Origin of the sequence: Burkholderia metallica, assembly GCF_001718555.1 — a bacterium.
Taxonomy (GTDB): Bacteria; Pseudomonadota; Gammaproteobacteria; order Burkholderiales; family Burkholderiaceae; genus Burkholderia; species Burkholderia metallica.
In genome coordinates, this window is the sequence record NZ_CP013403.1 from 2729020 (window position 1) to 2754951 (window position 25932).

At 68.3% G+C, this 25932-nt stretch carries 29 protein-coding genes and 1 pseudogene; 9 read left to right on the forward strand and 21 right to left on the reverse strand.

The genetic code is table 11. The features are described 5' to 3' along the window. Positions 1 to 7 precede the first annotated feature (7 nt). Positions 8 to 904, reverse strand: coding sequence for a helix-turn-helix transcriptional regulator (locus WJ16_RS31585; protein ID WP_069260874.1), 897 nt, complete (start codon positions 902 to 904; stop codon positions 8 to 10). A gap of 133 nt (positions 905 to 1037) precedes the next feature. Here WJ16_RS31585 and WJ16_RS31590 point away from each other — a divergent pair, with 133 nt between their 5' ends. Beyond that, positions 1038 to 1475: a hypothetical protein gene (locus WJ16_RS31590; protein ID WP_335622442.1), complete on the forward strand. Its 438-nt coding sequence runs from the start codon at positions 1038 to 1040 to the stop codon at positions 1473 to 1475. A 385-nt stretch (positions 1476 to 1860) separates the two neighbouring features. On the opposite strand, the gene WJ16_RS31595 is transcribed toward WJ16_RS31590, so the two are convergent. The 6 genes from WJ16_RS31595 to WJ16_RS31610 form a co-directional block, all read right to left on the reverse strand. After that, positions 1861 to 2697, reverse strand: coding sequence for a bifunctional allantoicase/(S)-ureidoglycine aminohydrolase (locus WJ16_RS31595; protein ID WP_039349877.1), 837 nt, complete (start codon positions 2695 to 2697; stop codon positions 1861 to 1863). Between the two features lie 165 nt (positions 2698 to 2862). Beyond that, on the reverse strand, positions 2863 to 3258 hold the full coding sequence (locus WJ16_RS35185) for a hypothetical protein (RefSeq protein WP_157126889.1): 396 nt from the start codon (positions 3256 to 3258) through the stop codon (positions 2863 to 2865). A 314-nt stretch (positions 3259 to 3572) separates the two neighbouring features. After that, positions 3573 to 4007, reverse strand: a complete 435-nt coding sequence (locus WJ16_RS31600; RefSeq protein ID WP_069260876.1) for a hypothetical protein — start codon at positions 4005 to 4007, stop codon at positions 3573 to 3575. 379 nt (positions 4008 to 4386) lie between these two features. Beyond that, on the reverse strand, positions 4387 to 5046 hold the full coding sequence (locus tag WJ16_RS31605) for a methyltransferase family protein (RefSeq protein WP_069260877.1): 660 nt from the start codon (positions 5044 to 5046) through the stop codon (positions 4387 to 4389). A 165-nt stretch (positions 5047 to 5211) separates the two neighbouring features. Further along, positions 5212 to 5376, reverse strand: a complete 165-nt coding sequence (locus WJ16_RS35405) for a hypothetical protein (protein WP_162836114.1) — start codon at positions 5374 to 5376, stop codon at positions 5212 to 5214. Between the two features lie 259 nt (positions 5377 to 5635). Further along, on the reverse strand, positions 5636 to 6055 hold the full coding sequence (locus tag WJ16_RS31610) for an HIT family protein (protein ID WP_043181059.1): 420 nt from the start codon (positions 6053 to 6055) through the stop codon (positions 5636 to 5638). Positions 6056 to 6317: 262 nt separating this feature from the next. Between WJ16_RS31610 and WJ16_RS31615 the strand changes: the two genes are divergently transcribed. After that, a complete protein-coding gene (locus WJ16_RS31615) occupies positions 6318 to 7748 on the forward strand; it encodes a serine hydrolase domain-containing protein (RefSeq protein ID WP_069260878.1) in 1431 nt (476 codons plus the stop codon). Between the two features lie 89 nt (positions 7749 to 7837). Here the strand turns inward: WJ16_RS31615 and WJ16_RS31620 are convergent, their stop codons facing one another. The 6 genes from WJ16_RS31620 to WJ16_RS31645 all read right to left on the reverse strand — a co-directional run bounded on the left by WJ16_RS31620 (position 7838) and on the right by WJ16_RS31645 (position 13394). Beyond that, positions 7838 to 8461, reverse strand: a complete 624-nt coding sequence (locus WJ16_RS31620; RefSeq protein WP_069260879.1) for a glutathione S-transferase family protein — start codon at positions 8459 to 8461, stop codon at positions 7838 to 7840. A gap of 72 nt (positions 8462 to 8533) precedes the next feature. Further along, positions 8534 to 10033 carry a TIGR01777 family oxidoreductase gene (locus WJ16_RS31625; protein ID WP_069260880.1) on the reverse strand — a complete coding sequence of 500 codons (1500 nt, stop codon included), beginning with the start codon at positions 10031 to 10033 and terminating at the stop codon, positions 8534 to 8536. Further along, positions 10030 to 10896 carry a thiol-disulfide oxidoreductase DCC family protein gene (locus WJ16_RS31630; protein WP_069260881.1) on the reverse strand — a complete coding sequence of 289 codons (867 nt, stop codon included), beginning with the start codon at positions 10894 to 10896 and terminating at the stop codon, positions 10030 to 10032. Before WJ16_RS31630 ends, WJ16_RS31625 begins: the two co-directional genes overlap by 4 nt. 101 nt (positions 10897 to 10997) lie before the next feature. Then, positions 10998 to 11468: a DUF2269 family protein gene (locus tag WJ16_RS31635; RefSeq protein ID WP_069260882.1), complete on the reverse strand. Its 471-nt coding sequence runs from the start codon at positions 11466 to 11468 to the stop codon at positions 10998 to 11000. Further along, positions 11465 to 12772 (reverse strand): SDR family oxidoreductase, encoded by a 1308-nt coding sequence (locus WJ16_RS31640; protein ID WP_069261248.1) that lies wholly within the window; start codon positions 12770 to 12772, stop codon positions 11465 to 11467. The genes WJ16_RS31635 and WJ16_RS31640 overlap by 4 nt, the downstream gene beginning before the upstream one ends. Positions 12773 to 12860: 88 nt before the next feature. Then, the gene (locus tag WJ16_RS31645; protein ID WP_011548968.1) at positions 12861 to 13394 is read right to left on the reverse strand and encodes a GbsR/MarR family transcriptional regulator; all 534 of its coding nucleotides are present in this window, start codon (positions 13392 to 13394) and stop codon (positions 12861 to 12863) included. 148 nt (positions 13395 to 13542) lie between these two features. On the opposite strand from WJ16_RS31645, the gene fabV reads away from it, so the two are divergent. Continuing rightward, on the forward strand, positions 13543 to 14748 hold the full coding sequence (gene fabV / locus WJ16_RS31650) for an enoyl-ACP reductase FabV (RefSeq protein WP_069260883.1): 1206 nt from the start codon (positions 13543 to 13545) through the stop codon (positions 14746 to 14748). Positions 14749 to 14812: 64 nt separating this feature from the next. Here fabV and WJ16_RS31655 read toward each other — a convergent pair whose 3' ends face one another. Next, complete coding sequence (locus tag WJ16_RS31655) at positions 14813 to 15517, reverse strand: SDR family oxidoreductase (RefSeq protein ID WP_069261249.1); 705 nt, start codon at positions 15515 to 15517, stop codon at positions 14813 to 14815. A gap of 339 nt (positions 15518 to 15856) precedes the next feature. On the opposite strand from WJ16_RS31655, the gene WJ16_RS31660 reads away from it, so the two are divergent. Further along, entirely contained in the window at positions 15857 to 16441 is a 585-nt protein-coding gene (locus WJ16_RS31660) for a TetR/AcrR family transcriptional regulator (RefSeq protein ID WP_069260884.1), read from the forward strand. Between the two features lie 84 nt (positions 16442 to 16525). Here the strand turns inward: WJ16_RS31660 and WJ16_RS31665 are convergent, their stop codons facing one another. The 3 genes from WJ16_RS31665 to WJ16_RS31675 all read right to left on the reverse strand — a co-directional run bounded on the left by WJ16_RS31665 (position 16526) and on the right by WJ16_RS31675 (position 18736). Further along, the gene (locus tag WJ16_RS31665) at positions 16526 to 17104 is read right to left on the reverse strand and encodes a hypothetical protein (RefSeq protein WP_069260885.1); all 579 of its coding nucleotides are present in this window, start codon (positions 17102 to 17104) and stop codon (positions 16526 to 16528) included. Positions 17105 to 17408: 304 nt separating this feature from the next. Next, the gene (locus WJ16_RS31670; RefSeq protein ID WP_069260886.1) at positions 17409 to 18194 is read right to left on the reverse strand and encodes a YhfC family intramembrane metalloprotease; all 786 of its coding nucleotides are present in this window, start codon (positions 18192 to 18194) and stop codon (positions 17409 to 17411) included. 11 nt (positions 18195 to 18205) lie between these two features. Beyond that, positions 18206 to 18736 (reverse strand): GNAT family N-acetyltransferase, encoded by a 531-nt coding sequence (locus tag WJ16_RS31675; protein ID WP_069260887.1) that lies wholly within the window; start codon positions 18734 to 18736, stop codon positions 18206 to 18208. Between the two features lie 210 nt (positions 18737 to 18946). Here WJ16_RS31675 and WJ16_RS31680 point away from each other — a divergent pair, with 210 nt between their 5' ends. The 3 genes from WJ16_RS31680 (at position 18947) to WJ16_RS31690 (ending at position 20365) form a co-directional block, all read left to right on the forward strand. Further along, the gene (locus WJ16_RS31680; protein WP_069260888.1) at positions 18947 to 19312 is read left to right on the forward strand and encodes an ArsR/SmtB family transcription factor; all 366 of its coding nucleotides are present in this window, start codon (positions 18947 to 18949) and stop codon (positions 19310 to 19312) included. Beyond that, positions 19284 to 19769, forward strand: coding sequence for an SRPBCC family protein (locus WJ16_RS31685; protein ID WP_069260889.1), 486 nt, complete (start codon positions 19284 to 19286; stop codon positions 19767 to 19769). Before WJ16_RS31680 ends, WJ16_RS31685 begins: the two co-directional genes overlap by 29 nt. Before the next feature lie 119 nt (positions 19770 to 19888). After that, positions 19889 to 20365 (forward strand): SRPBCC family protein, encoded by a 477-nt coding sequence (locus WJ16_RS31690; RefSeq protein WP_069261250.1) that lies wholly within the window; start codon positions 19889 to 19891, stop codon positions 20363 to 20365. A gap of 15 nt (positions 20366 to 20380) precedes the next feature. Here the strand turns inward: WJ16_RS31690 and WJ16_RS31695 are convergent. Then, positions 20381 to 20614, reverse strand: a pseudogene (locus tag WJ16_RS31695) (amidohydrolase family protein); the annotation flags it as partial. A 96-nt stretch (positions 20615 to 20710) separates the two neighbouring features. Between WJ16_RS31695 and WJ16_RS31700 the strand changes: the two are divergent. Next, complete coding sequence (locus WJ16_RS31700) at positions 20711 to 21349, forward strand: 2-hydroxychromene-2-carboxylate isomerase (RefSeq protein WP_069260891.1); 639 nt, start codon at positions 20711 to 20713, stop codon at positions 21347 to 21349. Positions 21350 to 21400: 51 nt separating this feature from the next. Here WJ16_RS31700 and WJ16_RS31705 read toward each other — a convergent pair whose 3' ends face one another. After that, positions 21401 to 22384 carry a LysR family transcriptional regulator gene (locus tag WJ16_RS31705; protein ID WP_076606037.1) on the reverse strand — a complete coding sequence of 328 codons (984 nt, stop codon included), beginning with the start codon at positions 22382 to 22384 and terminating at the stop codon, positions 21401 to 21403. Between the two features lie 101 nt (positions 22385 to 22485). Between WJ16_RS31705 and WJ16_RS31710 the strand changes: the two genes are divergently transcribed. Continuing rightward, positions 22486 to 23718, forward strand: coding sequence for an MFS transporter (locus WJ16_RS31710; RefSeq protein ID WP_069260893.1), 1233 nt, complete (start codon positions 22486 to 22488; stop codon positions 23716 to 23718). A gap of 304 nt (positions 23719 to 24022) precedes the next feature. Here the strand turns inward: WJ16_RS31710 and WJ16_RS31715 are convergent, their stop codons facing one another. Both WJ16_RS31715 and WJ16_RS31720 read right to left on the reverse strand, forming a co-directional pair. Beyond that, positions 24023 to 24682 (reverse strand): glutathione S-transferase family protein, encoded by a 660-nt coding sequence (locus tag WJ16_RS31715; RefSeq protein WP_069260894.1) that lies wholly within the window; start codon positions 24680 to 24682, stop codon positions 24023 to 24025. Between the two features lie 131 nt (positions 24683 to 24813). Beyond that, on the reverse strand, positions 24814 to 25884 hold the full coding sequence (locus tag WJ16_RS31720) for a rhodanese-like domain-containing protein (RefSeq protein WP_069260895.1): 1071 nt from the start codon (positions 25882 to 25884) through the stop codon (positions 24814 to 24816). Between the last annotated feature and the right edge of the window lie 48 nt (positions 25885 to 25932).

A 25932-nucleotide genomic window follows, 5' to 3' on the forward strand; every position in this document is an offset into this window, starting at 1 on the left:
AGCGCCGTCATTCAGCGGGCGTGACAGAGGGCTTCGCTTCTCGAGGTGCATGGCCGAAGTAGGCCTTGTAGGCACGACTGAAAGCGGCCTCCGACTCGTATCCGACCGACCTTCCAACGTCGCCCACGCGCGCGTCACCTTTGGTCAGCATGTCCCGGGCGACGCTCAGGCGCCATTCGTTGCGGTAACGCAGCGGAGACTTGCCGACGAGCGCATTGAAACGTTCGCAAAAGTTGGAGCGGGACATGCCCGCGACGGAAGCGAGACTATCGATTGTCAAACTACGTGGCGACTGCTCATGGATTGCCTTCAAGGCGCGGGCAATGCGCTTGTCTGCCAATCCGCCTAACCAGTTCGATGCATGACCGTGATGAACCCAGGCACGCAGCGCACGCACCACCACGAGATCGATCATGCGGGAGACCATCAACGCCGATCCCGCGTCGTCATTGTCCGCTTCATGCAGAAGAAACTGCATGATGTGCGGCAGCCAGTCGAATGTCTCCGGCTGGCGAAGGTGGATCATGACGGGTAACGTCAGAAGCAGTTCCGGCTGGCTCGCCGGATCAAACCAGAAGTGGCAGACGACGACGTTCGCCGGTTGGTCCAGGGCGGAAATGCGCAGGCCGTCGGGGCCGCGCGGCAACAGGAGCAGCTCGCCGGCTCGAATCTCGGAAGTGTCTGCCTCATCGTCGGCAATTTGCACCACGCCTTCCATGACTGCGTACGCGTGCGCCGCCCGCGCGGACATGTCCAACTGCGCGAATGGCTGCAGCATCGACGTAAAGACGCGGTCGCCTGTCATGCGCATACGTGCAAGAACCTGAGACAGGAGATCGCCGTTGGCCAGACCAGCAAGCGCCCGATCCGGAAAAATGGTCAAGTTTTTCCCAGGTTCAGTCATGTCAATTCGGGTTTCGTGAGCCTAAAGTGAGCGTCGACAACCAACGAAATCACGCAAGCAAAGGACTGGAACCATGTTTGGAATTTCGCCGCTCGGCTGGATACATACTCTCGGAAGTCTACCCGCGATCCCCATGGCCGTGTACATGTTCGCGCGTTACGGCAGGATCGTTCCGCGGTCCGTTGCCGGGAAGGTGTACTTCGTCACCATGTTGATTGGTTCTCTGACCGTGTTCGCCATAGCGCATCAAGGTATCGGCTACGTCATCGGCGTCGGAGCCGTCGTGCTGTTACTGGCTGGATATGGCGTTGCGTATCTGCCGCTGCCCGGTCGAGCCGGTCTCTACCTGGAAACGTTCTGTCTGACGTTGACGGCGTTCGTGCTGATGGTTCCCACGGTTACCGAAATACTGAAGCGTGTGCCCGACGGACATCCGCTGGTCAGCGATCCGAAGTCGCCACTGCTTCTCGGTGCCCAGGCCGCGCTCCTCGTCGCGCTCGTTCTGGGGCTGATCGCTCAAGCGCTTTATCTTCGCAGGAAACCGCAGGATAGCCGTTCGGTGAAAATCTAGAGAAGGGGTGAGAAGCGACGCTTCCGTTGCTGTGCGAATGCAGCACTAGATATGTATTCCGAATTATATCGGATCGATATCGATCTGATATCGGTGGACTGATCGAAGCCGGCACAGGGTATCGAAAGCAGACCGCATCGTCGAATCGCCTCGTGTGCACTTCATGGCAAGCCGCACGCACGCGAAGACAGTCGAGGTCAAGTGAGGCTACCTCTTGCTCGTTTCGCAAAATGCGGCACGGATCTGCGCCCGCCGACGCCGAGTAACGTGCTTGCACACAGCCTCGGTCGGCAAGCGACACCCCCATCGACCCACGAATAGTCCGAAAAAAAGCCCGCCGACATTCGCCGGCGGGCTTTCTCACATCCAACTGCTCGAACGACGCTTATCGCGCCGGATTCAGCAACAGGTTCATGTGACGGTTCACGTCTTTGTAAAGCAGGTAACGGAAGCGCCCAGGCCCACCCGAATAGCATGCCTGCGGGCAGAATGCGCGCAGCCACATGAAGTCGCCCGCCTCCACCTCGACCCAGTCCTGATTCAGCCGATACACCGCCTTGCCTTCGAGCACGTACAGCCCGTGCTCCATCACGTGCGTTTCGGCGAACGGAATCACGCCGCCCGGCTCGAACGTCACGATGTTCACGTGCATGTCGTGACGCATGTCGCTCATGTCGACGAAGCGCGTCGTCACCCATGCGCCGTTGGTGCCCGGCATCGGGATCGGCTCGACGTCCTGCTCGTTGGTCACGAACGCTTCCGGCAGCGGAATGCCGTCGACGGCCTGGTAGTGCTTGCGTACCCAGTGGAAACGCACCGCGGCATCGCTGACGTTGTGCAGCGTCCAGTCCGCGCCCGGCGGAATGAACGCGTAGCCGCCCGGCTTCAGCACGTGCTTCGTGCCCTGCAGCGTCAGCTCGGCTTCGCCTTCGACGACGAACAGCACGGCTTCGGCGTTCTTGTCCTGCTCGGGCTTGTCGCTGCCGCCGCCCGGGTTCACTTCGACGATGTACTGCGAGAAGGTTTCGGCGAAACCCGACAGCGGGCGAGCGATCACCCACAGGCGCGTGTTCGTCCAGAACGGCAGCCAGCTCGTGACGATGTCGCGCATCACACCCTTCGGGATCACCGCGTACGCCTCGGTGAACATCGCGCGATCCGTCAGCAGATCGGTCTGCGGCGGGTGGCCGCCATGCGGCGCGTAATACGTTGTCTTAGACATAGTGCATCCAGGCAATGGGTTGGTCCGGCCCCGGGCGCCAACGGCATCGGGCGGCATGCACGCGCGTGAGGCACGCATGCGGCGGCAGGATATCGTTGCCGGGGTGGCTTGAAGGCGCACGCGCCTTCGTTCGGTCGGCCAGGCTTCGCGACGGGTTCGTCCGGTTCAGCGGACGCGGCGGCCCATGGTTGTGGGGCCGGCGACCGGGCCGTGGCGCTCGCGATCCATGCGGCGAGGCGCGGCCAGCGGCACGGTGCGATACCGTACGCGAGCATCGCCGACGATAGCGAAGTGGTTCGCAATCGACCAATTAAATGTTGCGATGGATTTCATTCGATTTCCCACTACCATCGGGCAGCCGCGACAGGCGGTAAGGAAGCCCGGCACGTTGGCCTGGCTATCAGGGAAATCCTGACGGTACGGGCAATGCATATGCGTTCCGGAACGCTCGACGCGTGCCGGCGAGAAGCTACGGCCATGCGGGTCGTCGCGATACGTCCGGTGATACGAATTGGCGAGCGACGCATCGCGCACGGCAGCAAGCCGCACCCCGTCGATCATGTGCCGCCGTCCGGCCGGGCCGAACCGGGCCAACGAACATCGAACGGGGAACGCGCATGAGATCGACCTACGTGGACGCATTCGGTCGCGAGTGACGATGGAGGATGGAGTCGGAAAACGGAGAAATACAGCGAGGCGGGAAACGTGCCGGCCCGTCGATCCGGGCATCCGGCAGTGGCTGTCGAAGCCGAAAAAAATCGCCGGTCTGGCCGGCGATGGCGGCCCGGCAGGCCGCCGGGCCGAATTTCGCGTCGGGTACCGACGCCGTCGGCGCGCCGGTGCGCCATTCGCGCACCGTGCCGCGCCCGCGGCGATCAGTCCCAGTCGCGATGGTGGCGATGCTTGCGGTGGCGATAGCCGCCGCCGTGGTCGCGCTCGTACGAGCTGCGCGACATGTTGCCGCCGAGCGCCGCGCCGGCGCCGCCGCCGACGGCCGCACCCAGCAGGCCGCCCGTGCGGCCGCCCATCGCGTTGCCGGCCGCGGTACCCGCACCGCCGCCGAGCGCGCCGCCGATGATGGCACCGGTGCGCTCGCGACGGTTCGACGTCACCGCGCCGCCCGCGCCGCCGCCGATGGCGCCGCCGATCACCGAGCCCGTGCTGCCGCCGAGCGCACCGCCGACCGCTGCGCCGGCTACCCCGCCGAGCGCGCCGCCAAGCGCGTTGTTCATGTCACCTGCCAGAGCCGGCAGAGCAGTCGTGCCGGTCAGCGCGGCGACGACGAGAGCGGGGGCGATTTTCTTCCACATTCCCGTATTCTTCCTTGTTCGCAATCTGGTTATTGAAGGTCCGCTCGGTACGACGATCTGAATCGATCGACGTCGGATAAGGCATTGTGCCGAACCGCGGACCAATTCATTTCATTGAGCTTGCGGCGAAGAATAGCACCGGTCCCGCATCCTTGCTGTCGACATTCTGGTAACAAGTTGTTTACGAATACGCAAGCTCGAACCTACGCGCCGGAATGCCCGCAAACCCGCGCCGGTATTGGCTTCGACGATGGTCAGGCTGGGCCGGACAGAGAGGCGGCCGGGCGCGGCGTCTCCCGTTTGCGACACACGTGGCAACACATCGGGAACGGATCGTGGGCGAGCCGCGACAGCAACGAGCGGGAAACAAACGAAAGGGTCAGTACACGCCGGGAAGCAGCCGCCAGGTCCGCGCGCAATATGCGTCGTATTCGGCGCCGAATTGCGCACGCAGCAGCGCTTCCTCGGAGCGGATTCGCGCGACGAGCGGCACCATCGTCAGCACGACCAGCAGCAGGCCGACGCCCGAGCGGAACGCGAGCGCCCAGCCGACCGAATTGACGATCAGGCCGAGATAGCTCGGATTGCGGATGCGCCGATAGATGCCGTCGGTCACGAGCGTATGGCCCGGCTGGATCGCAACGAGCCCGCTGAAGCGCTTGCCGAGCACGAATACGGGCCAGATGCGCAGCACGCCGCCCGCGACGTACAGCGCGACGCCGGTCCAGCGCACCGCGTCGCCGCCGAAGGTCCAGACATCGAGCCGGTCGGTCAGCGCAGGCAGGTAAGCGAGCAGGAAGCCGCTCACCGCAAACGCGGCGAGCACCCAGCGGTTGTCGCGGTTCTCGCGCTCGCCGCTGCTCAGGTTGCCTTCGGTGAACATCGCGGCGACGGCCATCGCGAACGTCGCGACGACGAGGACGGTCAGCGGCGGATGCGAAAAGAACGCCGCGAACCCGCCGCTGCCGAGCACGGCGAGCCCCAGATAGACGAGCGTGGAAATGCCCGACAGGACGGCGACCTTTCGGGTGACTGTCATGACTGCCTCACCGGACGCGGAATGCGTTTTCCTGGGAAGTATAGGAACCGCCCGCACGCTGCGCCGCCCACCGCCGTCATGCGGCAAGCGAATCCGCGATGAACGTCCGGCGCAACGCGGCGCGCCGGTCCGACGTGGCCAGCGCCCGATGCGCGCGGTGCCGGATCAGCGGATGCGGAAGTTGCCGCCGATCCCGACGCTGACGGGCGGCGCGTAATACGCCGGCGCATAGCCGTAGTAGGCCGGCGCTGGCGCGTAGCCGTACGGCGGCGCGACGTAGCAGCCGGACAGGCCGCCGATCAGGGCAAGCGTGATGAGAAGTCTGGACATGGCTCGATTCCCGGCGCGAAAGTCGAATGGCACCTCGCGAAGGCCGCGCCGCCGCGTGCTGCGGCGGCCGGCACGAAGAGGCGATCCGCCCTTCCTGTCGCTCGATGAAACAATGCGCCGAGTCTAGCGCCGGGTGGGCCGGGCCGAGTTTCGCCGGCGGTTACACGTGTTACCTCGCATGACCGCTGAAACAGTCGACGGCGCGGCGGCCGACCGTTGCGGCGTGCGTGGCCGGACCACGCCGCACGCGACCGGCGCGTTACACGAAGCGCGCGCGAATGCGCTGCGCGAGCGCTTCGAGCGTCGCCGCATCGGCGATCTCGCGCGCATGCATGCGCAACTCGGCGCCTTCCCAGCGCGGGATCACGTGGAAGTGCACGTGCGGAACGGTCTGGCCGGCTGCCGCGCCGTTGAACTGGCCGATGAACACGCCGTCCGGCTCGAGCGCCGCGCGCACCGCCGCGGCGACGCGCTGCGTCATGCGGATGCCTGCCGCGGCGGCGTCGCCGGACAGCTCGAAGATCTGCGCGGCCGGCTCCTTCGGAATCACGAGCACGTGGCCGTCGGCCTGCGGCATCAGGTCCATGATCGCGAGGGTCGCGTCGTCTTCCGCGACCTTCACGCACGGCAGTTCGCCGCGCAGGATTTTGGCGAACGGGTTGTTGTTGTCGTAGGACATGGCGTTTTCCGATAACGGTTGGACTGGGAGAGTGGGCAAGCGATGCCGGACGATTATCGGCCGACGGCGGGACCGATGCCAACTCGTTCACCGTGCGATGGTGGCCGAATCGTTACGCGGAACGCGGAATGCACGACGCGTCGCGCACCGGCCGCTGCCGGGCCGCCCTCGCGCGTCACGCCGCCGCGATTGCAACGCATCGCCGGAACCTGCGACACTGCCTGATCGCTGCCTGCCGGCATACCACCGAGGACGCTCGCGCATGACGATCCCCTTCAAGAAGCTGATCCTGCGCGGCGTCGCGCTCGCGGCCGTCGCCGCGATCGGCTATACGGGCTACATGCTGTCCCGGCTCGCGCCGATCGCGACCGGCTATGCGGCGAAGGCGCTGTGTTCGGGCGTGTACGTATCGGGCCGCCCGGCGGCGTCCGTGATCGACGTCGACATCATGGCCGGCGTGCATCCGCTGCTGAAACTGGTGCGCCCGTCGATCGATCCCGACCATCATCGCGCGACGGCGACGTTCGCAGGCTTCGCCGAGCGCGAAGCCGACTTCCGGCCCGGGCTCGGCTGCACGCTCGCGATCGGGCCGTCGCCCGGCTCTGCCGCGGCCGCGGCCGCACGACCGGCCGCTTTGCCCGCCGCGTTGCCGCCGTTTCCCGATTCGCCGCCCGCGCAACCTGCGCCGGCCGTGCCGCCCGCCGGCATTGACGCGCAGAAGCTGCGGACCGCACTCGACCGCGCGTTCGACGAGCCCGATCCGGCACGGCCGCGGCGCACGCGCGCGGTGGTCGTGACGTGGCGCGGCCAGGTGATCGCCGAGCGCTACGCGCCCGGCTTCACGGCCGACATGCCGCTGCCCGGCTGGTCGATGACGAAGACCGTGACGGCCGCGCTGGTCGGCGCGCTCGTCGCGCAGCACAAGCTGACGCCCGATGCGTCCGCGCTGCTGCCCGAATGGCGCGGCAACGGCGATCCGCGCGCGGCGATCACGCTCGACGAGCTGCTGCGGATGACGAGCGGCCTGCAATTCAACGAAGACTACGACGACCCGCTGTCCGACGTCGTGTTGATGCTGTATGCGCACCCTGATACCGCGCGCTTCGCGTCCGCGAAGCCGCTCGCCGCGACACCCGGCACGCAGTGGGCATACTCGAGCGGCACGAGTGCGATCGTCGCGCGCGTGATGCGCGAAGCGCTGGGCGGCAGCGAGGCCGACTATCTTGCGTTTCCGCGCCGCACGCTGTTCGCGCCGCTCGGGATGCGCAGCGCGGTGTTCGAGCCCGATGCGTCCGGCACGCTCGTCAGTCCGTCGTACCTGTACGCAAGTGCGCGCGACTGGGCGCGCTTCGGGCAGTTGCTGCTGCAGGACGGCGTGTGGGACGGGCAGCGCCTGCTGCCGGAAGGCTGGGTGCGCTACCTGACGCGGCCGACGCCGCAATCGTCGCGCCAGGAGTACGGCGCGCAGCTGTGGGTCAAGGTGCCGGAACCGTTCAACGATCGCGATCCGCATGCGGTCGCGATGCCGGCCGACGCGTTTCATGCGGTCGGCCATGAAGGCCAGTTCGTGAGCGTGGTGCCGAGCCGTCAACTGGTGGTCGTGCGGCTCGGGCTGTCGCGGCCGGAATCCGCGTGGAATCACGAGGCGTTTCTCGCACGCGTGCTCGACGCGGTGCCGGCGCCCGGCGCGTGAACGCCGACATCGGGCTCGCGGGCCCTCTATGCCGGCCATGACGCGGCGGGGCTTGCCGCGCCGCCGCGTCATGCATCATCCGGCACGCATCACGGGTTCGCGCTGCCGGCGTACTTCTGGAAGCCTTCGCGCGTCGCGAGTCGCTCGATATAGCGCGACACCGCCGGGAAATCCGGATGCTCGAACGGCGTGCCGAACCAGCGGTTCACCGACAGGCCGATCGGAATGTCCGCGAGCGTGAAGCGGTTGCCGGCCACGTATGCACCGGTCGCTTCGAGGTGCGCATTCAGCACCTGCATGTGCTTCGTCCAGCCCGCGATCGACTGCGCGATGCCGGCCGGATCCTGATGATCGGGCGATTTGCGCACGAGGCCGAGGAACGCGCCGACCCATGAGCGGTTAAGGTCGGCGCCCTGCCAGTCGATCCATTGATCGACCCGCGCGCGCGCGTGCGGCTCGGCCGGATAGAGCGCGTCGCCGCCATAGCGGTTCGCGAGGTAGCGGATGATCGTGTTCGACTCCCAGAGCACGAAATCGTCGTCCTTGATGACCGGCACGAGCCCGTTCGGATTCAGCGCGAGATAGGCCGGATCGTTGGTCGTACGAAAGCCCGCGCCCCAGTCTTCCTGTTCGAACGGCAGGTTCAGTTCGGTGCACAGCCACAGCACCTTGCGGACGTTGATGGAAGGAATCTTGCCGAGGATGCGCAGCATGCTGTCTCCTTGTGAGGTCGGATGCGGAGCGCCCGGGACGCACGACACGTCCCGAACGCGGTCACGCCGAATTTATACACGACCTCGGGGCAAACGACAGGCCGTGCGCGGAAAATCCGCGTGCGGCCGATTCGTCAGGTCACGCAGCGCGGGTTCGGCCGTCGGGAACCGGAACATGAATCCGTCCTGATGCAGCCGCGCCGGCATCACCCGCTGCCCGTCCACCAGCAGCCCGGCCATCTCGCCCAGCGCAACGCGCAGCGGCGCGGCCGGCACGTGCAGCCAGGCCGGACGCCGCAGCACCTTCGACACGACCTGCACGAATTCGCGCTGCGTCAGCGGCGCGGGTGCGACCGCGTTGTAGACGCCGCGCATGTCCGGGTGCCCAATCGCACGTGCGACGATGCGCAGCACGTCGTCGCGGTGGATCCAGCTCATCACCTGCGCGCCGTCGCCGAATCGGCCGCCCATCCCGAAGTAATGCGGCAGCAGCATCGGGCGCAACGCGCCGCCGGGGCCGAACACGACGCCCAGCCTCAGCACGACCGTGCGCACGCCGTGACGCTCCAGCGGTTGCGCGGACTGCTCCCACTGCCGACACAGCGCCGACATGAAGCCGGTGCCCGCGCTGCTGCGCTCGTCGAGCCGCTCGTCGGCGGGACGCACACCGTAGTAGCCGATCGCCGAAGCCTGAATCCACGTGCGCGGCTTGACCTCGGCGGTCTCGACCCAGCGCATCAGCGATTCCGTGACACCGACCCGGCTGGCGAGCAGCAACGCCTGGCGGCGCTTGCTCCAGCGCGCGCCCAGCACCGGCGCACCCGCGAGATTGATGACCGTGTCGAAACGCTCGTGCGGCCGCAGCTGTTCGACGGACGTCACGCTGCGCACGCGGCCGCGAAACAGGTAGGCCGCGCGCAGCGGATCGCGCGCCAGCAACGTGACCGCATGACCCGCATCGAGCAGCTGGTTCACGAGCGTTTCGCCGATGAAGCCGGTCCCGCCGGTCACGAACACGTTCCCCGGCGGCTGTCCCGCGAACGGATTGGCAGCCGGCGCGCGACAGGCGATCCGGCAGGCCGCGATCCCGTCGCGGATACCCGATACCGCCACGCCGACGGCAAACAGGCTCAACACCCAGCCGCGCCAGCCGGGATCGCGCATCTGCAGCGCGGTCGGCTCGTGCGCCCACGCGGCCAGTTGCATCGCGATCATCCCGAACAGCGCGCCGCCGTTGACGGCCAGCAGCGTGTGCAGCACGCGCTCGGTCGCCGGCAACTTGCGGCTCCGGTCCTCGACGACGAAATCCCACAACGTCAGCCCGACCTCGACGACCACCACCGCCGCGACGGCCACGACCCATGCCCCGTGAAACGCGACGTGCGCGATCGATGCGAACACGAAACCGTAAAGCACGGAACGCACCGCGTGAATCGCCAGCTCGAGCCGCGCGCGCGGGCTGTGCGGCAGATCCTGCGTGAGTTCGTGGTGATAGAGCGTATCGATTGCACCCATCGCGCCCTGCATGATCAGCAGATTGAGCGCCCAGTCGAAAGCAGGCAAGGTGTTCATTCGGTGTCCCTCCTCCACAGCCAGACGAGCGGCGGCACCATCGCGACGAGTGCCGCCGCGTCGATCGCCACGTGGCCCGCCACATGGGCCTGCATCGAAAGCAGCAGGTCCTGCGGCGCCCAGATCAGCAGGCCGGCCAGCAGCCATCCCCACACTTCGCGGCGGCGCAGCCGGCTGCCGAGATGGACGAGCGCCAGCATCCAGACCGCCGCGCATTGCACCGTCGCGCCGATCAGCGACATCCACCAGATCTGCTGGGCGCGTGCGGCGCCGGGTCCCGTTCCCGCCCAGAAATGCAGCTCGACGACGCGGTGATACGCGTCGAGCCAGCGCGCACCGGCAACCCATGGCACGACCACGCCGACGAGCAGGTGCGCGATCGCGGCGCCGTACATCCACGCAACCACGATGCGGCGCGCCGCGTCTCCCGACGGATGATCCGCCGCGGTTTCGGCGGCACGGCCGCTACCGCACGCCACCTCGTCGCACGGCGCTTCAATCCGATAGCCGAGCCGGCGCGAAACGGCGTGGCGGTTGCGCGCGAGGCATCGATACAGCGGCGCAAGTGCGTCACGCACGACCGGCACGCGAAGCAGACGGGCGAGCCAGCGGCGCCCGGTCAGCGCATGGGCGGCCAGGATGCCGTCCACGCCGGTCAGCATGCGTCCATCGGGCAGGCGCGCGTGCATCTCGCGGTTCAGCGCGGGCAGGTCGATACCCAGCGGCGCGGGATCGAAGCCCGGCTCGGCGATATCGACGAACGCCAGCCGCTGTTGTGCGTCGCGCACCTTGAGACGCTTGATCTGCGCCATGCATAACGGACATCGTCCGTCGAAGTACAGCACCAGTTCCCTTGAACTCATGATTCGCACTCCTTCTTGTTGTCGCACGCATCATGAATCGAACGACAGCCCGCTCGAACACCGCATCGCCGCATCGCCGCTCCCGCGCGGCGGCGGCGCGCTCACATCGGCTTGAGCACCATCAGGAAGTAGACGCTCAGCATCGCGAAGAACGCCGGATAGCCGAGCAACTCCCAGCGCTTCGCATAGCGCCAGTACCGCTGCGGCAGCGCGGCAGCGCCGTTCGCGTGCGCGCGCTTCGCCATCGCGGCCAGTTCGATCTGCAGCCATACCACCGGCAGCCAGCATGCACCGGCAATCGCATACAGCACGACCGACGCGACGAGCCACGGCGTATGCCACGGCCAGCCGGCCGTATGCGCGAGCCAGAGCCCGGACGCCGGTTGAAAGATCACGGCCGGCGTCGTGAACCACCAGTCCGCGCGCACCACGAGCCGCGACACGGCCGCGATCGCGGGCACCGAGCGCGTGCGGTTCGCGAAGAACAGGTAGAACGCGGTGCCGAACCCCGTGCCGACCAGCAGCACCGAGGACAGGATGTGAAGCGCCTTGACGACGAGATAGGTGTTCATGTGCGTTCTTCTTCTGAAAAAAGGATCAACAGGATCGCGAGAATCGGGACGTTCTTAAGCACGGGGCCGAACGGTTCGGCGAGCAGGCCGGGCATCGTGACCGCGATGACCGCCGAATACGCGACGATCAGCACCGCTTGCGCGACCCACAGGCGGCGCGACGGCGCGACGACGGTCGCGATGCCGAACGCGAAGTCCAGCGCGCTGGCCGCATACAGCGCGATCAGCGCAGGCAGCCCGGTCAGGTGCGCGGGCGCGAGCAGCGCGAGGCTCGCGTGCAGCGGATGGATGAACGCGCTGGCGATGGCCGTCCAGATCCACACGATCGCGAGCGCGCCGCGCAGCAGCGGGCCGCGCCACATCGCGAGCGCCTCGTGACGCAGCGCGGCGGCCTGCGCGCCGATGAAGCCGTCGATCCCGCGCGGCGCGCGGCCGAGCATCGCCGTGACGGCGGCCGGATCGCCGGTGTTCCCGCCGCGCAGCATGGCCCACGTGTCGCGCGTGAACATCGCGCCCGGCAACATACCGAGCAGCGCGGCCGCCGCGCCGGCCAGCGGGCCCGCGAGCGTCACGCGGGCGGCCGGCGGGAACCCCAGCGCGGCGCGGTAGCGGGCCAGCATCTCGCGGTATTCGACTTCGTCGCGGCCGACGACCTCGATCACCGGGCGGCCGGCCGCCCGCGCATCGACGCAGCGCGCGACGACTTCGGCGAGATCGTCGACGTGCACGGGGCGCAGCCGCTGCTGGCCGCCCGCCGGCAGCACGTGCACGGGCAGGCTCGCGAGCATCCGGAACAACCGCGCGGACGCGCCGTCCGTGCCGTAGACGAGCGCGGGCCGCACGATCCGGAAGTCGATCGGCAGCGTCTGCAGGAAGCTGTCGGCGGCGTGCTTGCTGGCGAAGTAGCGCGTATCGCCGCGCTCGACGCCGAGCGCCGAGATCTGGATCACGCGCCGCACGCCGACACGGCAGCACGCGGTGAAGAGCGCGCAGGGCGCGGCGCGATGCACGGCGTCGAGGGTCGCGCCGCGCCGATCGGCGAGGATGCCGACCGTATTGATCACCACGTCGACGCCCGCGAGCCGCGCGAGCCACACGTCGGGATCGACGTCCTTCGCGAAGTCGATCGCGACGTCGCGCGGGCACTCGGCGTGACGCACGCCGCGCAGCACGCGATGCCCGTCGGCTTCGAGCCGCGCGCACAGCGCGCGCCCGATGAAGCCGTTCGCGCCGCACACGAGGATGGTCGTGCTGCGCGCGCCGGTGCGGCCAGGCAGGCGGGTCGGCGGCAAGGCGGTGTTCATTTTCATCCTCTATTTACAGTTATTTCTGTACAGACAGAAATAAAAACCCCGAAAAAAGCGGGCTGTCTGCCCGCACTGCGCGTCCCGCTTACTTCGACGGCTTGCGCCTGACCGTCTGGCTGATCTTCGCGCCGATGCCGAGCGCCTTCATCAGCGTATCGGGCTTGAGCCGCAGCATCTCGTCCGACCAGGTCGTGAGCGTCTCGACGAACTGCAGCGTGTCGCGAATGCGCTGCTCGGTCTCGCGGCTCTCGTTCGCGATCTCCGGGCTCGTCAGGCAGTCGCGCAGCACCGTGAGCGTCGGCTCGATCTCGCGCTGACGCCGCCCTTCCACGATCAGCTTGAACAGTTCCCAGATGTCGGTCGACGTCTCGAAGTGGTCGCGGCGGTCGCCCAGCACGTGCACGACCTTCGCCAGCCGCCACGCCTGCAGCTCCTTCAGGCTGGTGCTGACGTTGGAGCGCGCGACGTTGAGCGTCTCGGCGATCTCGTCGGCCGCGACCGGCCGGCCGGCCAGATAGAGCAGCGCGTGAATCTGCGAGACGGTGCGGTTGACGCCCCACCGCGAGCCCATTTCGCCCCAGTGGAGAATGAATCGTTCGGCAATCGGTGTGAGTTCCATGTCGGGAAATTTATTCATTTCAGTTATTTCTGTCAAGAGAGAAATAACCGGAGACCGCCGGGTTCCGGCCGCGCCCGCCCGCTTCCATTACAATGCGCGGGATTTTTCCGATTTCAGGCCGTCTCCGCCTTTCTGACTAGAGGTTTCCATGATCATCAAACCGCGCGTGCGTGGCTTCATCTGCGTGACGACTCATCCGGTCGGCTGCGAAGCCAACGTCAAGGAACAGATCGACTACGTGACTTCGCACGGCCCGATCGCCAACGGCCCGAAAAAGGTGCTCGTGATCGGCGCGTCGACCGGCTACGGCCTCGCCGCCCGGATCTCGGCCGCCTTCGGCTCGGACGCCGACACGCTCGGCGTGTTCTTCGAGCGCGCGGGCAGCGAAACGAAGCCGGGCACGGCCGGCTGGTACAACAGCGCCGCGTTCGAGAAGTTCGCGAAGGAAAAGGGTCGCTATGCGCGCAGCATCAATGGCGACGCGTTCTCCGACCACGTGAAGCAGGTCACGATCGACACCATCAAGCAGGATCTCGGCAAGGTCGATCTCGTGGTCTACAGCCTCGCGGCACCGCGCCGCACGCTCCCGACGACGGGCGAAACCGTCAGCTCGACGCTCAAGCCGATCGGCAAGTCGGTCACGTTCCGCGGCCTCGACACCGACAAGGAAGTGATCCGCGAAGTGTCGCTCGATGCGGCGACGCAGGAAGAGATCGACGGCACGGTCACGGTGATGGGGGGCGAGGACTGGCAGATGTGGATCGACGCGCTCGCCGAAGCCGGCGTGCTGGCCGACGGCGCGAAGACCACCGCGTTCACGTATCTCGGCGAACAGATCACGCACGACATCTACTGGAACGGGACGATCGGCGAAGCGAAGAAGGATCTCGACAAGAAGGTGCTGTCGATTCGCGACAAGCTGGCCGCGCATGGCGGCGACGCGCGCGTGTCGGTGCTGAAGGCCGTCGTCACGCAGGCGAGCTCGGCGATCCCGATGATGCCGCTGTACCTGTCGCTGCTGTTCAAGGTGATGAAGGAAGGCGGGACGCACGAAGGCTGCATCGAGCAGGTCTACGGGCTCTTCAAGGACAGCCTGTACGGCGCGACGCCGCACGTCGACGAAGAAGGCCGTCTGCGCGCGGACTACAAGGAACTCGACCCGCAGGTCCAGCAGAAGGTCGTCGCGATGTGGGATCACGTCACGAACGACAACCTGTACGAGATGACCGACTTCGCCGGCTACAAGACCGACTTCCTGCGCCTGTTCGGCTTCGAGATCGCCGGCGTCGACTACGACGCGGACGTGAACCCGGACGTGAAGATCCCGGGCGTCATCGACACCACGACGGCCTGACGGCCCGGCCCGCCGCGTGCGCGCTGCGCATGCGGCGGGCGGCGGACGCCCGTTCCCGGCGGCATCAACGCGGCGCCGGTTCCTCCAGATAGACGCCCGACGACAGCGCGGCCTTCACCTCCCGCGTGAACGCGTCGGTCGACACTTCCTCCTCTCCCGCTTCGATCGCGTCGTACGCCTGGCTCACGACGTCGGCCGGCGTCGCCTTCGGCACGTCGAGGCCGGCCGTCAGGTCGGTGTCGATGAAGCCGGCGTGCAGCCCGACGACCTGCGTGCGCTGCTCGCGCAGCGAATGGCGCAGCCCGTTGGTCAGCGCCCACGCGGCCGATTTCGACACGCCGTAGCCCGACAGGATCGGCCGGTTCACCCAGCTCGCAACCGACAGGATGTTCAGGATCGCGCCGCCGCCGTGGCCGGCGAGGGTGCCTGCGAATGCGCGCGACATCGACAGCATCCCGAACACGTTGGTTTCGAAGTGAGCGCGCAATGCGTCGGGCGCGCCGTCGTCCACGAGGCTGCCGAGCCGTGCGATGCCCGCGTTGTTGATCAGCAGCGTGACGTCGCGCGCCGCGTCGGCCACCGCGGCGACGGCCGACGGATCGGTCACGTCGAGCTTCACCGGCACGACGCCCGGCAGCGTCACGGTGGCCGGATCGCGCGCCGCCGCATAGACCTTGCGCGCCCCTCTCGCGAGCGCCTGCTTCGCGAATTCGAGCCCGAGCCCGCGGTTCGCACCGGTGATGAAAACGACTGCACCTTCGATCTTCATGTTCATTCCTTTCGCATGATGAATCGCATGCGCGCCGGCTCGCCGCGCGCGTGAGATCCGGTGAAAAACCAGGCTGCCCTTGCGTACCGAACCGTGGCGCCGCCGGCAGACGGCGAGCAGCCCGCTGCCCGCGACCTGCGGCGCCAAAGACCCCGACCGATCGCCATCCGCCGTTGCCGCCGCGGCTTTGCGTCCTCCGCCAAGTCGGCTACACTCGATATGTCAATGTCGATCACCATCGTCTTTGCAGTGCATTGTGTTCGCGCCGTCCGCGCATGTCAATGGTGATCGACATTGTGTTTTTCAATCGACGCGATCGGCAAAATCAGGGAGGGATCGATGGGCGTTTCAAGACAGCAGGCTGCCGAGAACCGGAGCGCGATCGTCGCGGCCGCCGAGCGGCTGTTCCGCGTGCGCGGCGTCGACGCGGTGGGGCTCACGGAGTTGATGAAGGAGGCCGGCTTCACGCAGGGCGGCTTCTACAACCACTTCAAGTCGAAGGACGCGCTGGTCGCCGAGGTGATGGAAAAGGCCATGCAGGACCGCGCGGATTCGCCAAACGCCGGCAGTCTCGACGCGCAGGTGGCGCTATACCTGTCGGCCGCGCATCGCGACAACGTCGAGGCCGGCTGCCCGCTGTCGGGTTTCGCGGGCGATGCGCCGCGACTGACCGATGCGGCACGCTCGTGCTATACGCGCGGCCTCGCCACGTATCTCGATCGGCTGGCGCAGATGATGACCGTGGAAGGCGCGACGCCGGCGCAGACGCGTCGCGATGCGATCGCCGTCTTCAGCCAGATGGTCGGCGCGCTCGTGCTGTCGCGCGCGATCGCCGGCACCGACCCCGCGCTGGCCGACGAAATCCTCGCAGCGGGACGGGACACACTCGTCGTCGAACGCGACGATCGGGGCGAGCGGGCGTAAAGGCGTCACCGCGCGACCACGCAATCGCGCAATCGCGCGATCGCGCCCCGGCGCGCGCGGCCGCCCCGTCCACGCGCCGCCGCGCTATTCGACCGCCCGCGCGGCCTCCCACAGCGGCTGCCCGCCCAGCGTCGCCTGCCACGCGTCGAAACGCGCGCGCCACGCGTCAAACGGCTGCGCGAGCGGATGGCGCGGATCGCCGCTGAGCGAATACGCCATCCCTTCGATCAGCCATCGCGGCTTCGTTGCGACGGCCAGGTTGCCGAGCACTTCCGCCTGGCGGTGATGGATCAGTTCGTGCGCGAGAAAGTAGGTCTGCCAGCCGCGCGGCGCGACGACCACGCCGAAATTCCCGAGCGTCAGCGCCGCGCGTTGGCCGAGACCGAATGCATCCGCGCATGCGCGCGTCGAGCAGAACACCACGCGCGGCGCCTCCTGAAAAGCGCCGACGGCCGCCGCCGCGCGCGCATAGCCGTCGCGATAGAGTTGCCGCGCGTCGCCGAGCTTCGCGGCGTCGTCCGTGCAGATGTCGGCGCTCGGACACGACACGCCGGGAAGCAGCGCGGGCGCGACGACGCGCAGCGGCTTGACGAGCGCATACGCGACGATCGGCAGCGCGACGAGCAGGCCCGTGAGGGCGAAAGCGACATGGGAGCGTTTCATCGAGGCGACGATTCCGGGGCGTTCTGCGGGGGTCTTCCTGCATGAATATATCGGACCGGCTTCCTTCCCGGCCCGGGCGCGGTTACCGTCCGGCATTCGCGCAACGACGAAGCCATTCGGGCGCTTGCCCTCGCGCGCTCGCGAGCCGCATGCGTAAAGCGTTTTGGCGACTCAATATCGCCTGAATAACATATTGGTCGGATCAGCGGGCGCGCCGCAATCTTGCCCTCTACCCGCCCGCAACGGCCGTTCGCCCCTCCGCGTGCCGAACCCGGCCCCGCGACGCTGACGCCGGCCGTCCCGTTCACGTGGCGCGCTCATTGCGCGCACCGCCGGCACCCGCTTCGCGGCGGCTCCAGCGCAGGCCCAGCCACAGAAGCGCGACACCGCACACGAACAGGAGCACCTCGACCAGCACGGTATCGACGTGCCAGTACCGCGTCAGCAGCACGGCAGCGAGGTCGAACAGGAAGTGGAATGCGATCGCATACGCGAGCCAGCGCTTCGTGCCGCGGACGAACGCCTGCAGCACGATCAGCGACAGCCCGACGTGCACGGCCATCGCGCTCGCGCGCTCGCACAGCGCGAGAAACGGTGACGCGAGCGTCATGCCCGCGAACTGCGCGCCGATCAGCGACTGCGCGCCCTCGGGTATCACGACGCCCGCGTGGGCGAGCAGATAGCCCGTACCGAGCGCGAGAAACCCGACGCCGACCAGCAGCATCGCCTCCAGCCCGCCGTGCCCGAGCCCGAGCATCACGGCCGTCGGCGCGTCATGCCGCTTCGGCAGCAGATAGCGGAAGGCAACCCAGCGTCCGCATTCCTCGAAGAGCCCGGCCGTCAACGCCGCGAACACGAGCATCGGCAAGTGCCAGCGTGGGTCGTGCGCGAGCCAGCGGTACAGCGGAATCTGCCAGGACATGCGCAATACCGGCTGGAACACGAAGAAGGTCAGCATTCCGTAGAAGAACACGCGCCACGGCACCTGCGTGCGGCGCCGCCACGCGGTCGCGAGCCACGCAGGCGCGAGCAGCGCGACGAGGCCGGTCGCGAGCGTGACCCACACGAGCACCGGCGCAACGCGATGCATGACGCGCCCGGCTACGCGAGCTGCTTGTGGAAATACGTCGTCGCGCAGAGCGTGCCGTCGGGCATCAGCGCATAGTTCGGCACGACGCCCACGCGCTGCCAGCCGGCCCGCTCGTACAGCCGCTCGGCGTCGCCGCCCGTCACGGTGTCGAGCACCAGCACGGTCTTGCCGGCCTCGCGCGCGGCCGCGTCGGCGGCCGCCATCAGCCGCGCGGCAATGCCCTGCCGGCGCGCGTGGCGCGACACGAGCATCTTCGAGATGTCCGCGCGATGCGGCTGGTTCTCAGGCTGCGCGGTGACGACCTGCACGGTGCCGACGATCTGGCCGGCCGCGTCCTCGGCAACGAGCAAAATGCGCTCGCCGCTTGCGATGCCGTCGGCGACCTTCGTCCAGAACGCAACGGCGGTCGCCCGCTCGATCGGCAACATGAAGCTGACGGACGCACCGCCCTCGACGCAATCGATCAGCACGTCGGCCAGCGCATCGATGCAGGTCGCCGCTTCCCCGGCGTCGACGCGACGCACGGTAACGGGTTCGGTCATGCCATCTCCGGTATCCAGTAGTCAGATAGGCCGCCCGCGCGAATTCGGCGTACGTCCGGATCGGAAGGAACACCGGACGCCACCGCGGCTCGCGCAACGGCGGCAGGCGCGCGGCAACGCCGCACCCGGTCGGCGCGTGTTACCGCCCCATCATCCTACGCGACGAAAATTTCCGTTGCATCGCCGTTCGCTTTCCCTATACTTAGCCGCATGGCTAACTTTCAACCCGGCATCAGCGACGTCTTCCACGCACTCGCCGATCCGACGCGCTGCGCGATCGTCAGCGCGCTCGGCCACGGCGAGCAGACCGTCTCCGCGCTGGCCGCGCCGTTCGACATGGCGCTGCCGTCGTTCATGAAGCACGTCGCGGTGCTCGAACGCAGCGGCCTCGTGCAGACCCGCAAAACCGGCCGCTCGCGCACCTGCACGCTGGTCGGCAGCCGGCTGACCGAAGCCGAAGCATGGCTCGCCGCGCAGCGCGCGCTGTGGGAAGCGCGATCCGACCGTCTGGTCGAATTCGTCGAACGCCGTCACCAGGAGGAGCAAGATGTCAGCCAACCCCGTCGAACCCGCTGAAGCCCGCGATCTCGTCATCACGCGCACGCTGCACGCGCCGCGCCACGCGCTGTGGCGTGCGTGGACCGACCCCGAACTGCTGAAGGAATGGTGGTGCCCGAAACCGTGGACCACCGAAGTACGCGCGTTCGACCTGCGCCCGGGCGGCGCCTTCCACACGTTCATGCGCGGCCCCGATGGCGGTACCAGCGACAATCCCGGCTGCTTCCTCGAAATCGTGCCGGAATCGCGCATCGTGTTCACGTCGATGCTCGCGGGTGGCTGGCGGCCGCAGGCGCCGTGGATGGGTTTCACGGCGATCATCACGATGGCCGACGACGATGCCGGCAGCCGCTACGAAGCGCGCGTGATGCATCCGGACGCCGCCACCCGCGAACGTCACGAAGCACTCGGTTTTTTCGAGGGCTGGAACACCTGCATCACGCAGCTCGACGCCTTCGCGGCCACGCTGCGCTGAGCGCGGCCGGGTGCGCGGTCATTGCATGCCGCGTCGTGCGCGCCTAGGATTCCTGAAGGAAGCATGACGACATGCCGGCCGCCGGCATGCACCGTCGTGCGCGCACCGCGGGAGGCAACATGTTGCACACGCACACACATTCGACCCGGGTCAGCCGGCACCTGAACGCCCCGCGCGGGCGCGTCTACCGCGCGCTGCTCGACCCGCACGCGGTCGAACAATGGAAGGTGCCCGACGGCATGACGTGCCGCGTCCACGCCTACGACGCACGCGAAGGCGGCTCGCTGCGCGTGTCGCTGAGCTACGACGAACCGTCGGACGGCGCCGGCAAGACCACCGCGCACACCGACACCTATCACGGCCGCTTCGTGACGCTCGTGCCCGACGAGCGGATCGTCGAAATCGACGTGTTCGAAACCGACGATCCGATGCTGCGCGGCGCAATGACGATCACGATCACGCTGTCCGACGAGGCAGGCGGCACGCGCGTCGAGGCGGTGCACGACGGAGTGCCGCCGGGTGTGCCGGCCACCGACAACGAAACCGGCTGGCAGATGGCGCTGGCGCGGCTCGCGGCGCTGGTGGAGGCCGGTTGACGCCGCGCACGCGCGTCAGCCGAGCCGGTACGCGCGCGTGACCGTGCCGCGAAACAGCGCGTCACGCTCGTCCGCGCTCGCCTGCGCGGTCAGCCGCTTGAACGCGTTCCAGCCGTTCACGAACGAATACGAGCCCTTGTCGACCGGGAAATTGCTCTCGAACATGCAGCGTCCGGGGCCGAACGCGTCGATGCAGGTCGTCATCCACGGTTTCCCCGCGCTGGCGAACTGCATGGAAAACGGCGGTCGCGTGCGACACTAGCCGCCGATGCATGCATCGCGCGCCGCCTGCCGGCATGCCGCGCGCATGCAACCGCCAACCGGACACGCTTGAGGGCAACCACCATGAACGCCGCGCGCACCGCCACCTGGTATTTCGATTTCGTTTCGCCGTTCGCCTATTTGCAGCAGGAACAATTCGACCGGTTGCCGGCCGCCGCCGCGTTCGAGCCGAAGCCCATCGTGCTCGGCGCGCTGCTCGCGCACTGGGGCCAGAAAGCGCCGGCCGAGATCGCCGCGAAACGCGTGTTCACCTATCGCCACGCGCAATATCGCGCGGACAAGCTCGGCATTCCGTTCCGGATGCCGCCCGCGCACCCGTTCAATCCGATCAGGCCGCTGCGCCTCGCGATCGCGATGGGCAATTCGCCCGACGCGATTCGGCGGATCTTCCGGCATATCTGGCGCGACGGCCACGACGTGTCGACGCCGGAAGGCTTCGCCGCGCTGTGCGAAGCCGTCGGCTTTGCGGAAGGCGTGACGGCCGTCGAAGCCCAGCCGGTGAAGGACGCGCTGCGCGCGAACACCGACGACGCGATCGCACACGGCGTATTCGGCGTGCCGACCTTCGAACTCGACGGCGACCTGTTCTGGGGCGAGGATGCGACCGACATGTTCGCCGACTGCGCGACATCGCGCGCGTGGCTCGAGTCGCCCGAGGTGCGCCGCATCAGCACACTGCCCGAAGGGATCCGGCGCGGTTGACGGCAGAGGGCGCCGCAGCCGCGCGGCGCGCGGCGCATCGCGCATCCCGTGTCAGACGTCGCGCCCTTCGACGAGCCGCGGCACGGCCTCGCGCATCATCGCGGCGAACCGCACGAGCCGCGACGGATAGAACTGCGCGTGCGGATAGGTCAGGTAGACGGGCAGCGGCGCGGCCTGCCACTCGGGCGCGAGGTGGACCAGCTCGCCGCGCGCGAGGTGATCGGCCAGCATCCATGACGACCCGACGCACGCGCCCACGCCCAGCAGCGCCGCACTGCGCAGCGCATACAGGTTCGCGGTCGTGATGCGCGGGCGGATCGCAATGCGCCGCGTCTCGCCGGTGACCGAATGCGTGAGCGCCAGCTCGGTGCGGTAGTACGTGCGCAGCGCGAGCCACGGCAACGCGGCCAGCGCGTCGGGGTCGGCCGGCGCGTCGGCGCCGTTCAGCACGGACGGCGCCGCGACCACGAAACGCGGCACCTTCGACAGCCGGATCGCGACGACGGCCGGATCGGTCGGCTCGCCCACCTGGATTGCGCAATCGATGCCGCTGCCGACGAAATCCCGCACCTCGTCCTGCAGCAGCCATTCGACCGACACGCGCGGATAGTCGCGCAGGAACCGCGCGAGCGGCTCGACGAAGCGCTCCTGGCCGAACGCGTGCGGCACCGCGACGCGCAGCAGCCCGTCCGGCTCCTCCTGCGCGCCGCGCAGATCGGCCTCGAACGCCGCCCAGCTCGCCAGCAGCTCCTTCGCGCGCTTGAAGCAGCGCTCGCCGTCGACGGTCAGCCGCATCGTGTGCGTGGTCCGCTGCAGCAGCCGCATGCCGAGCGAGCGTTCGAGCGCCTGCAGCCGCCGGCTGATCGTCGGCTGCGTGGTGTTCAGTTGCGCGGCCGCGGCCGACAGGCTGCCGGCCTCGACTATGCGTACGAAGGTTTCCATCAGCTCGAAACGATAGCCGGCGCCGTCCACCGGCACCGCCTGAACGCACGCAGATCCGCCAACAGCGGGAGAGACAGGCAATTTTTCGGTCATTCGCCAAGCGTATAACAAATCTGCGCAAGGCGGCACTACCGTCGCCGGCCGCCAGCCGCCACACTCGCGTCCATTCCTCGATCCAACCCAGGATGCACGCCATGTCCACTCCGTCTCGACTCGACGCCGCGCCTCGCGCCGCTCACGCCCCGGCTCACCCGGCCGCCCATTCGATGCCCGATCGTCGGCTCGTGCTGCTGCTCGCGGCCGCCGCCGGCCTCGGCGTCGCGCCGCTCTACTACTCGCAGCCGATGCTCGGCGCGCTCGGGCCCGATCTCGGCGCATCGGCGCGCGCGATCGGCTTCGTGCCGACGCTCACGCAGCTCGGCTATGCGCTCGGCATCCTGCTGCTCGCGCCGCTCGGCGACCGCTTCGATCGCCGCCGCGTGATCGTGACCAAGGCCGCGATGCTGGTCGTCGCGCTGCTGCTCGCTGCGATCGCGCCGTCGCTCGGGCTGCTGCTCGCGGCGAGCTTCGCGATCGGCCTCGCCGCGACGATGGCGCAGGACGTCGTGCCGGCCGCCGCGACGCTCGCGCACGATGCGCATCGCGGCCGCATCGTCGGCACTGTGATGACGGGGCTGCTGCTCGGCATCCTGCTGTCGCGGGTCGTGGCCGGGTTCGTCGCCGAGACGGCCGGCTGGCGCGCGATGTTCGCGCTCGCGGCCGTCAGCGTCGCCGCCATCGGCATCGTGGCCGCACGCGGGCTGCCGCGCTTCGAGCCCACCACGCAGCTGCCGTACCGCGCGCTGATCGGGTCGCTCGGCGAACTGTGGCGCCGCCATCCCGCGCTGCGCCGCGCGGCGCTCGCACAGGGGCTGCTGGCCATCGGATTCAGTGCGTTCTGGTCGACGCTCGCGGTGATGCTGCACGGCGCGCCGTTCCATCTCGGCAGCGCAGCCGCCGGCGCGTTCGGCCTCGCAGGCGCAGCCGGCGCGCTGGCCGCGCCGATCGCCGGGCGCCTGGCCGACCATCACGGCCCCGAGCGCGTCACGCGCATCGGTATCGGCATCGCGACGGTGTCGTTCGCGTCGATGGCCGCCGCGCCGCTGATGTCGCCGCATGCGCAGCTCGTCCTGCTCGCACTCGCGACGATCGGCTTCGATCTCGGTGTACAGGCCACGCTGATCGCGCACCAATCGATCGTCTACCGGATCGATCCCGCGTCGCGCAGCCGCCTCAACGCGGTGCTGTTCGTCGGCATGTTCATCGGGATGGCAGCCGGCGCCGCGATCGGCAGTTCGTTGCTCGCGCAACTGGGCTGGAATGCGGTGACCGCGCTGGCCGTCGCGACGTCGCTGGGCGCGCTCGCCGTGCGGATGTGGCGCAACTGAATTTCCGCATCGCCGATGCGCGGCGGGCAGGACCCACAGGGGCTTGCCCGCTTTTTTTACGACCGGCGCAAGCATGACGCTGCGCAGTCCGGACGATTCGCGCGGACTTGACGCGACTCAGCGCATGTCGTGCACGATCCGCAGCGGAGCGCAAGCGGCAACGCGCGTGGGGCGTCGCGACGACCGCGAACGGGCTCGTCACCCTCGCGTCCGGTCCGCTCGGCTGCGCGCACAGGTGCCGCCGCCCGGGTACGCGCTGCCGGCCCTGCGCGAGCGGCAGCGCGCCGCGCGCTGCCCGTGCCGATCAGTCGCGATCGGGCGCACCCAGCGGAAAGAACGAACGATACGGCCGTGCCTCGTCGACCGCGCGCGCGAACGACGGCCGCGCCAGCAGACGCTTGCGGTACGCCAACACGTTCCCGAACTTCGGATCGATCCGGTGCGTCCAGTCCGCGTAGAACAGGAACGGCGCCGCGCCGCAGTCGGCGAGGCTGAAGTGGTCGCCGGCCGCCCATTCGCGATCGGCCATCGTCTTGTCCAGCCACGCATACGACGTCTCCAGCATCGCACGCGCATCGGCGACACCGCGCGCATCGCGCTCGGCAGCCGGCCGCAGCGCGTCGTGCACGACCTTCTGCTGCGGCGTCGACACGTAGTTGTCGAAGAAGCGATCCATCAACCGCACCTCGAGCGCCGCGCGCGGATCGTCGGGCAGCAGGCGCACGGGGCCCGGATGATGCAGGCCGAGATACTCGATGATGATCGACGCCTCGACCACCGTGCGGCCGCGGTCGACGAGCACCGGAAAGCGCTTCAGCGGCCACAGCGCGGTCAGTTCCTGCATCGGCTTCGGATCGTCGTGCGCGAGCACGCGATACTCGAACGGCGTGCCGTTCTCGTACAGCGCGGTCAGCACCTTCTGGCAGTAAGACGAAAAGGGATGGGCGTATAACATCGGCAGCATCGTGCGGTCTCCCGGGGTTTCGGCACCGCATGATGCGGCGCCACGTGATCGGATACCAGTACGACGAACGGCGCGCGGCCGTTTCGACAGCGATCCGGAATTTTTTTGTGCGCTCGGGCCGGCCCGGCGCGTTACGACCGGCCGTCCTGCACGACGCGCCCTTCGGCGCGCCAGCGCAGCATCCCGCCGCCGAGATTCGCGACCGTGTCGAAGCCGGCCTTCAGCAGAATCACGGTCGCCTGTGCGGATCGGCCGCCGGCGCGGCACACGGTCACGACCGGCCGGTCGCGCGCGATCTCGCCGGCGCGCGCGGCCAGTTCGCCGAGCGGAATCGGCGTCGCGCCGGGCAGATGGCCGAGCGGGCCCGTGAATTCGTCGGGCTCGCGCACGTCGACGACCTGGACCGCAGGCAGATGATCCTCTAGCCACTGCGGATCGATTTCCCAGAACCCGGCGAACGTATAGACGAGCGGCGCCCAGTCGGGCGCCGCCTGCGCGTCGGGCGCGTTCGCGGCGACGCCGCACTGCAGGTTCGCCGGCACCGCGACGTCGATCTGGCGCGGGTGCGCGAGCCCGAGGTTGCGCATGTAGCCCGCGAAGTCGTCTTCGCTCAGATCGCCGCCCAAGCGCGGGTTGAAGCGCCGCTCCTCGCCGACGCTCGTCACCGTGAGCCCGCGATAGTCGTGCGCCGGATACAGCAGGCACCCGGCCGGCAGCGTGAAGAGCCGGCCGTGCACCGCGCGGTACAGCGCGCGCGGGTCGCCCTGCTGGAAGTCGGTGCGGCCCGTGCCGCGGATCAGCAGGCAATCGCCGGTGAACGCCATCGATTCGTCGTCGAGCACGAGGCTGATGCAGCCGCCCGTATGGCCGGGCGTCGCGCGCACGCTCAGGTAGCGCGTGCCGAACGCGCAGCGGTCGCCGTCGTTCAGGTAGCGATCGGCGCCTTGCGCGCCGCTCGCGGCCGAGATCGCGATCGTGCTGCCGGTGCGCTGTTTCAGCAGCCATGCGCCCGTCACGTGATCGGCATGCACGTGCGTGTCGACGGTCGCGACGAGCCGCAGCCCGAGTTCGTCGAGCAGCGCCGCGTCGCGGCGTACCTGCTCGAACACGGGATCGATCAGCAGCGCTTCGCCCGACGCACGGTCGGCAAGCAGGTACGTGTACGTCGACGATTGCGGGTCGAAGAGTTGCCGGAAGATCATCGCGAGGTCGCTCCGTCGGCGGGGTGATGCGTGGGTGATGCGTGTCTG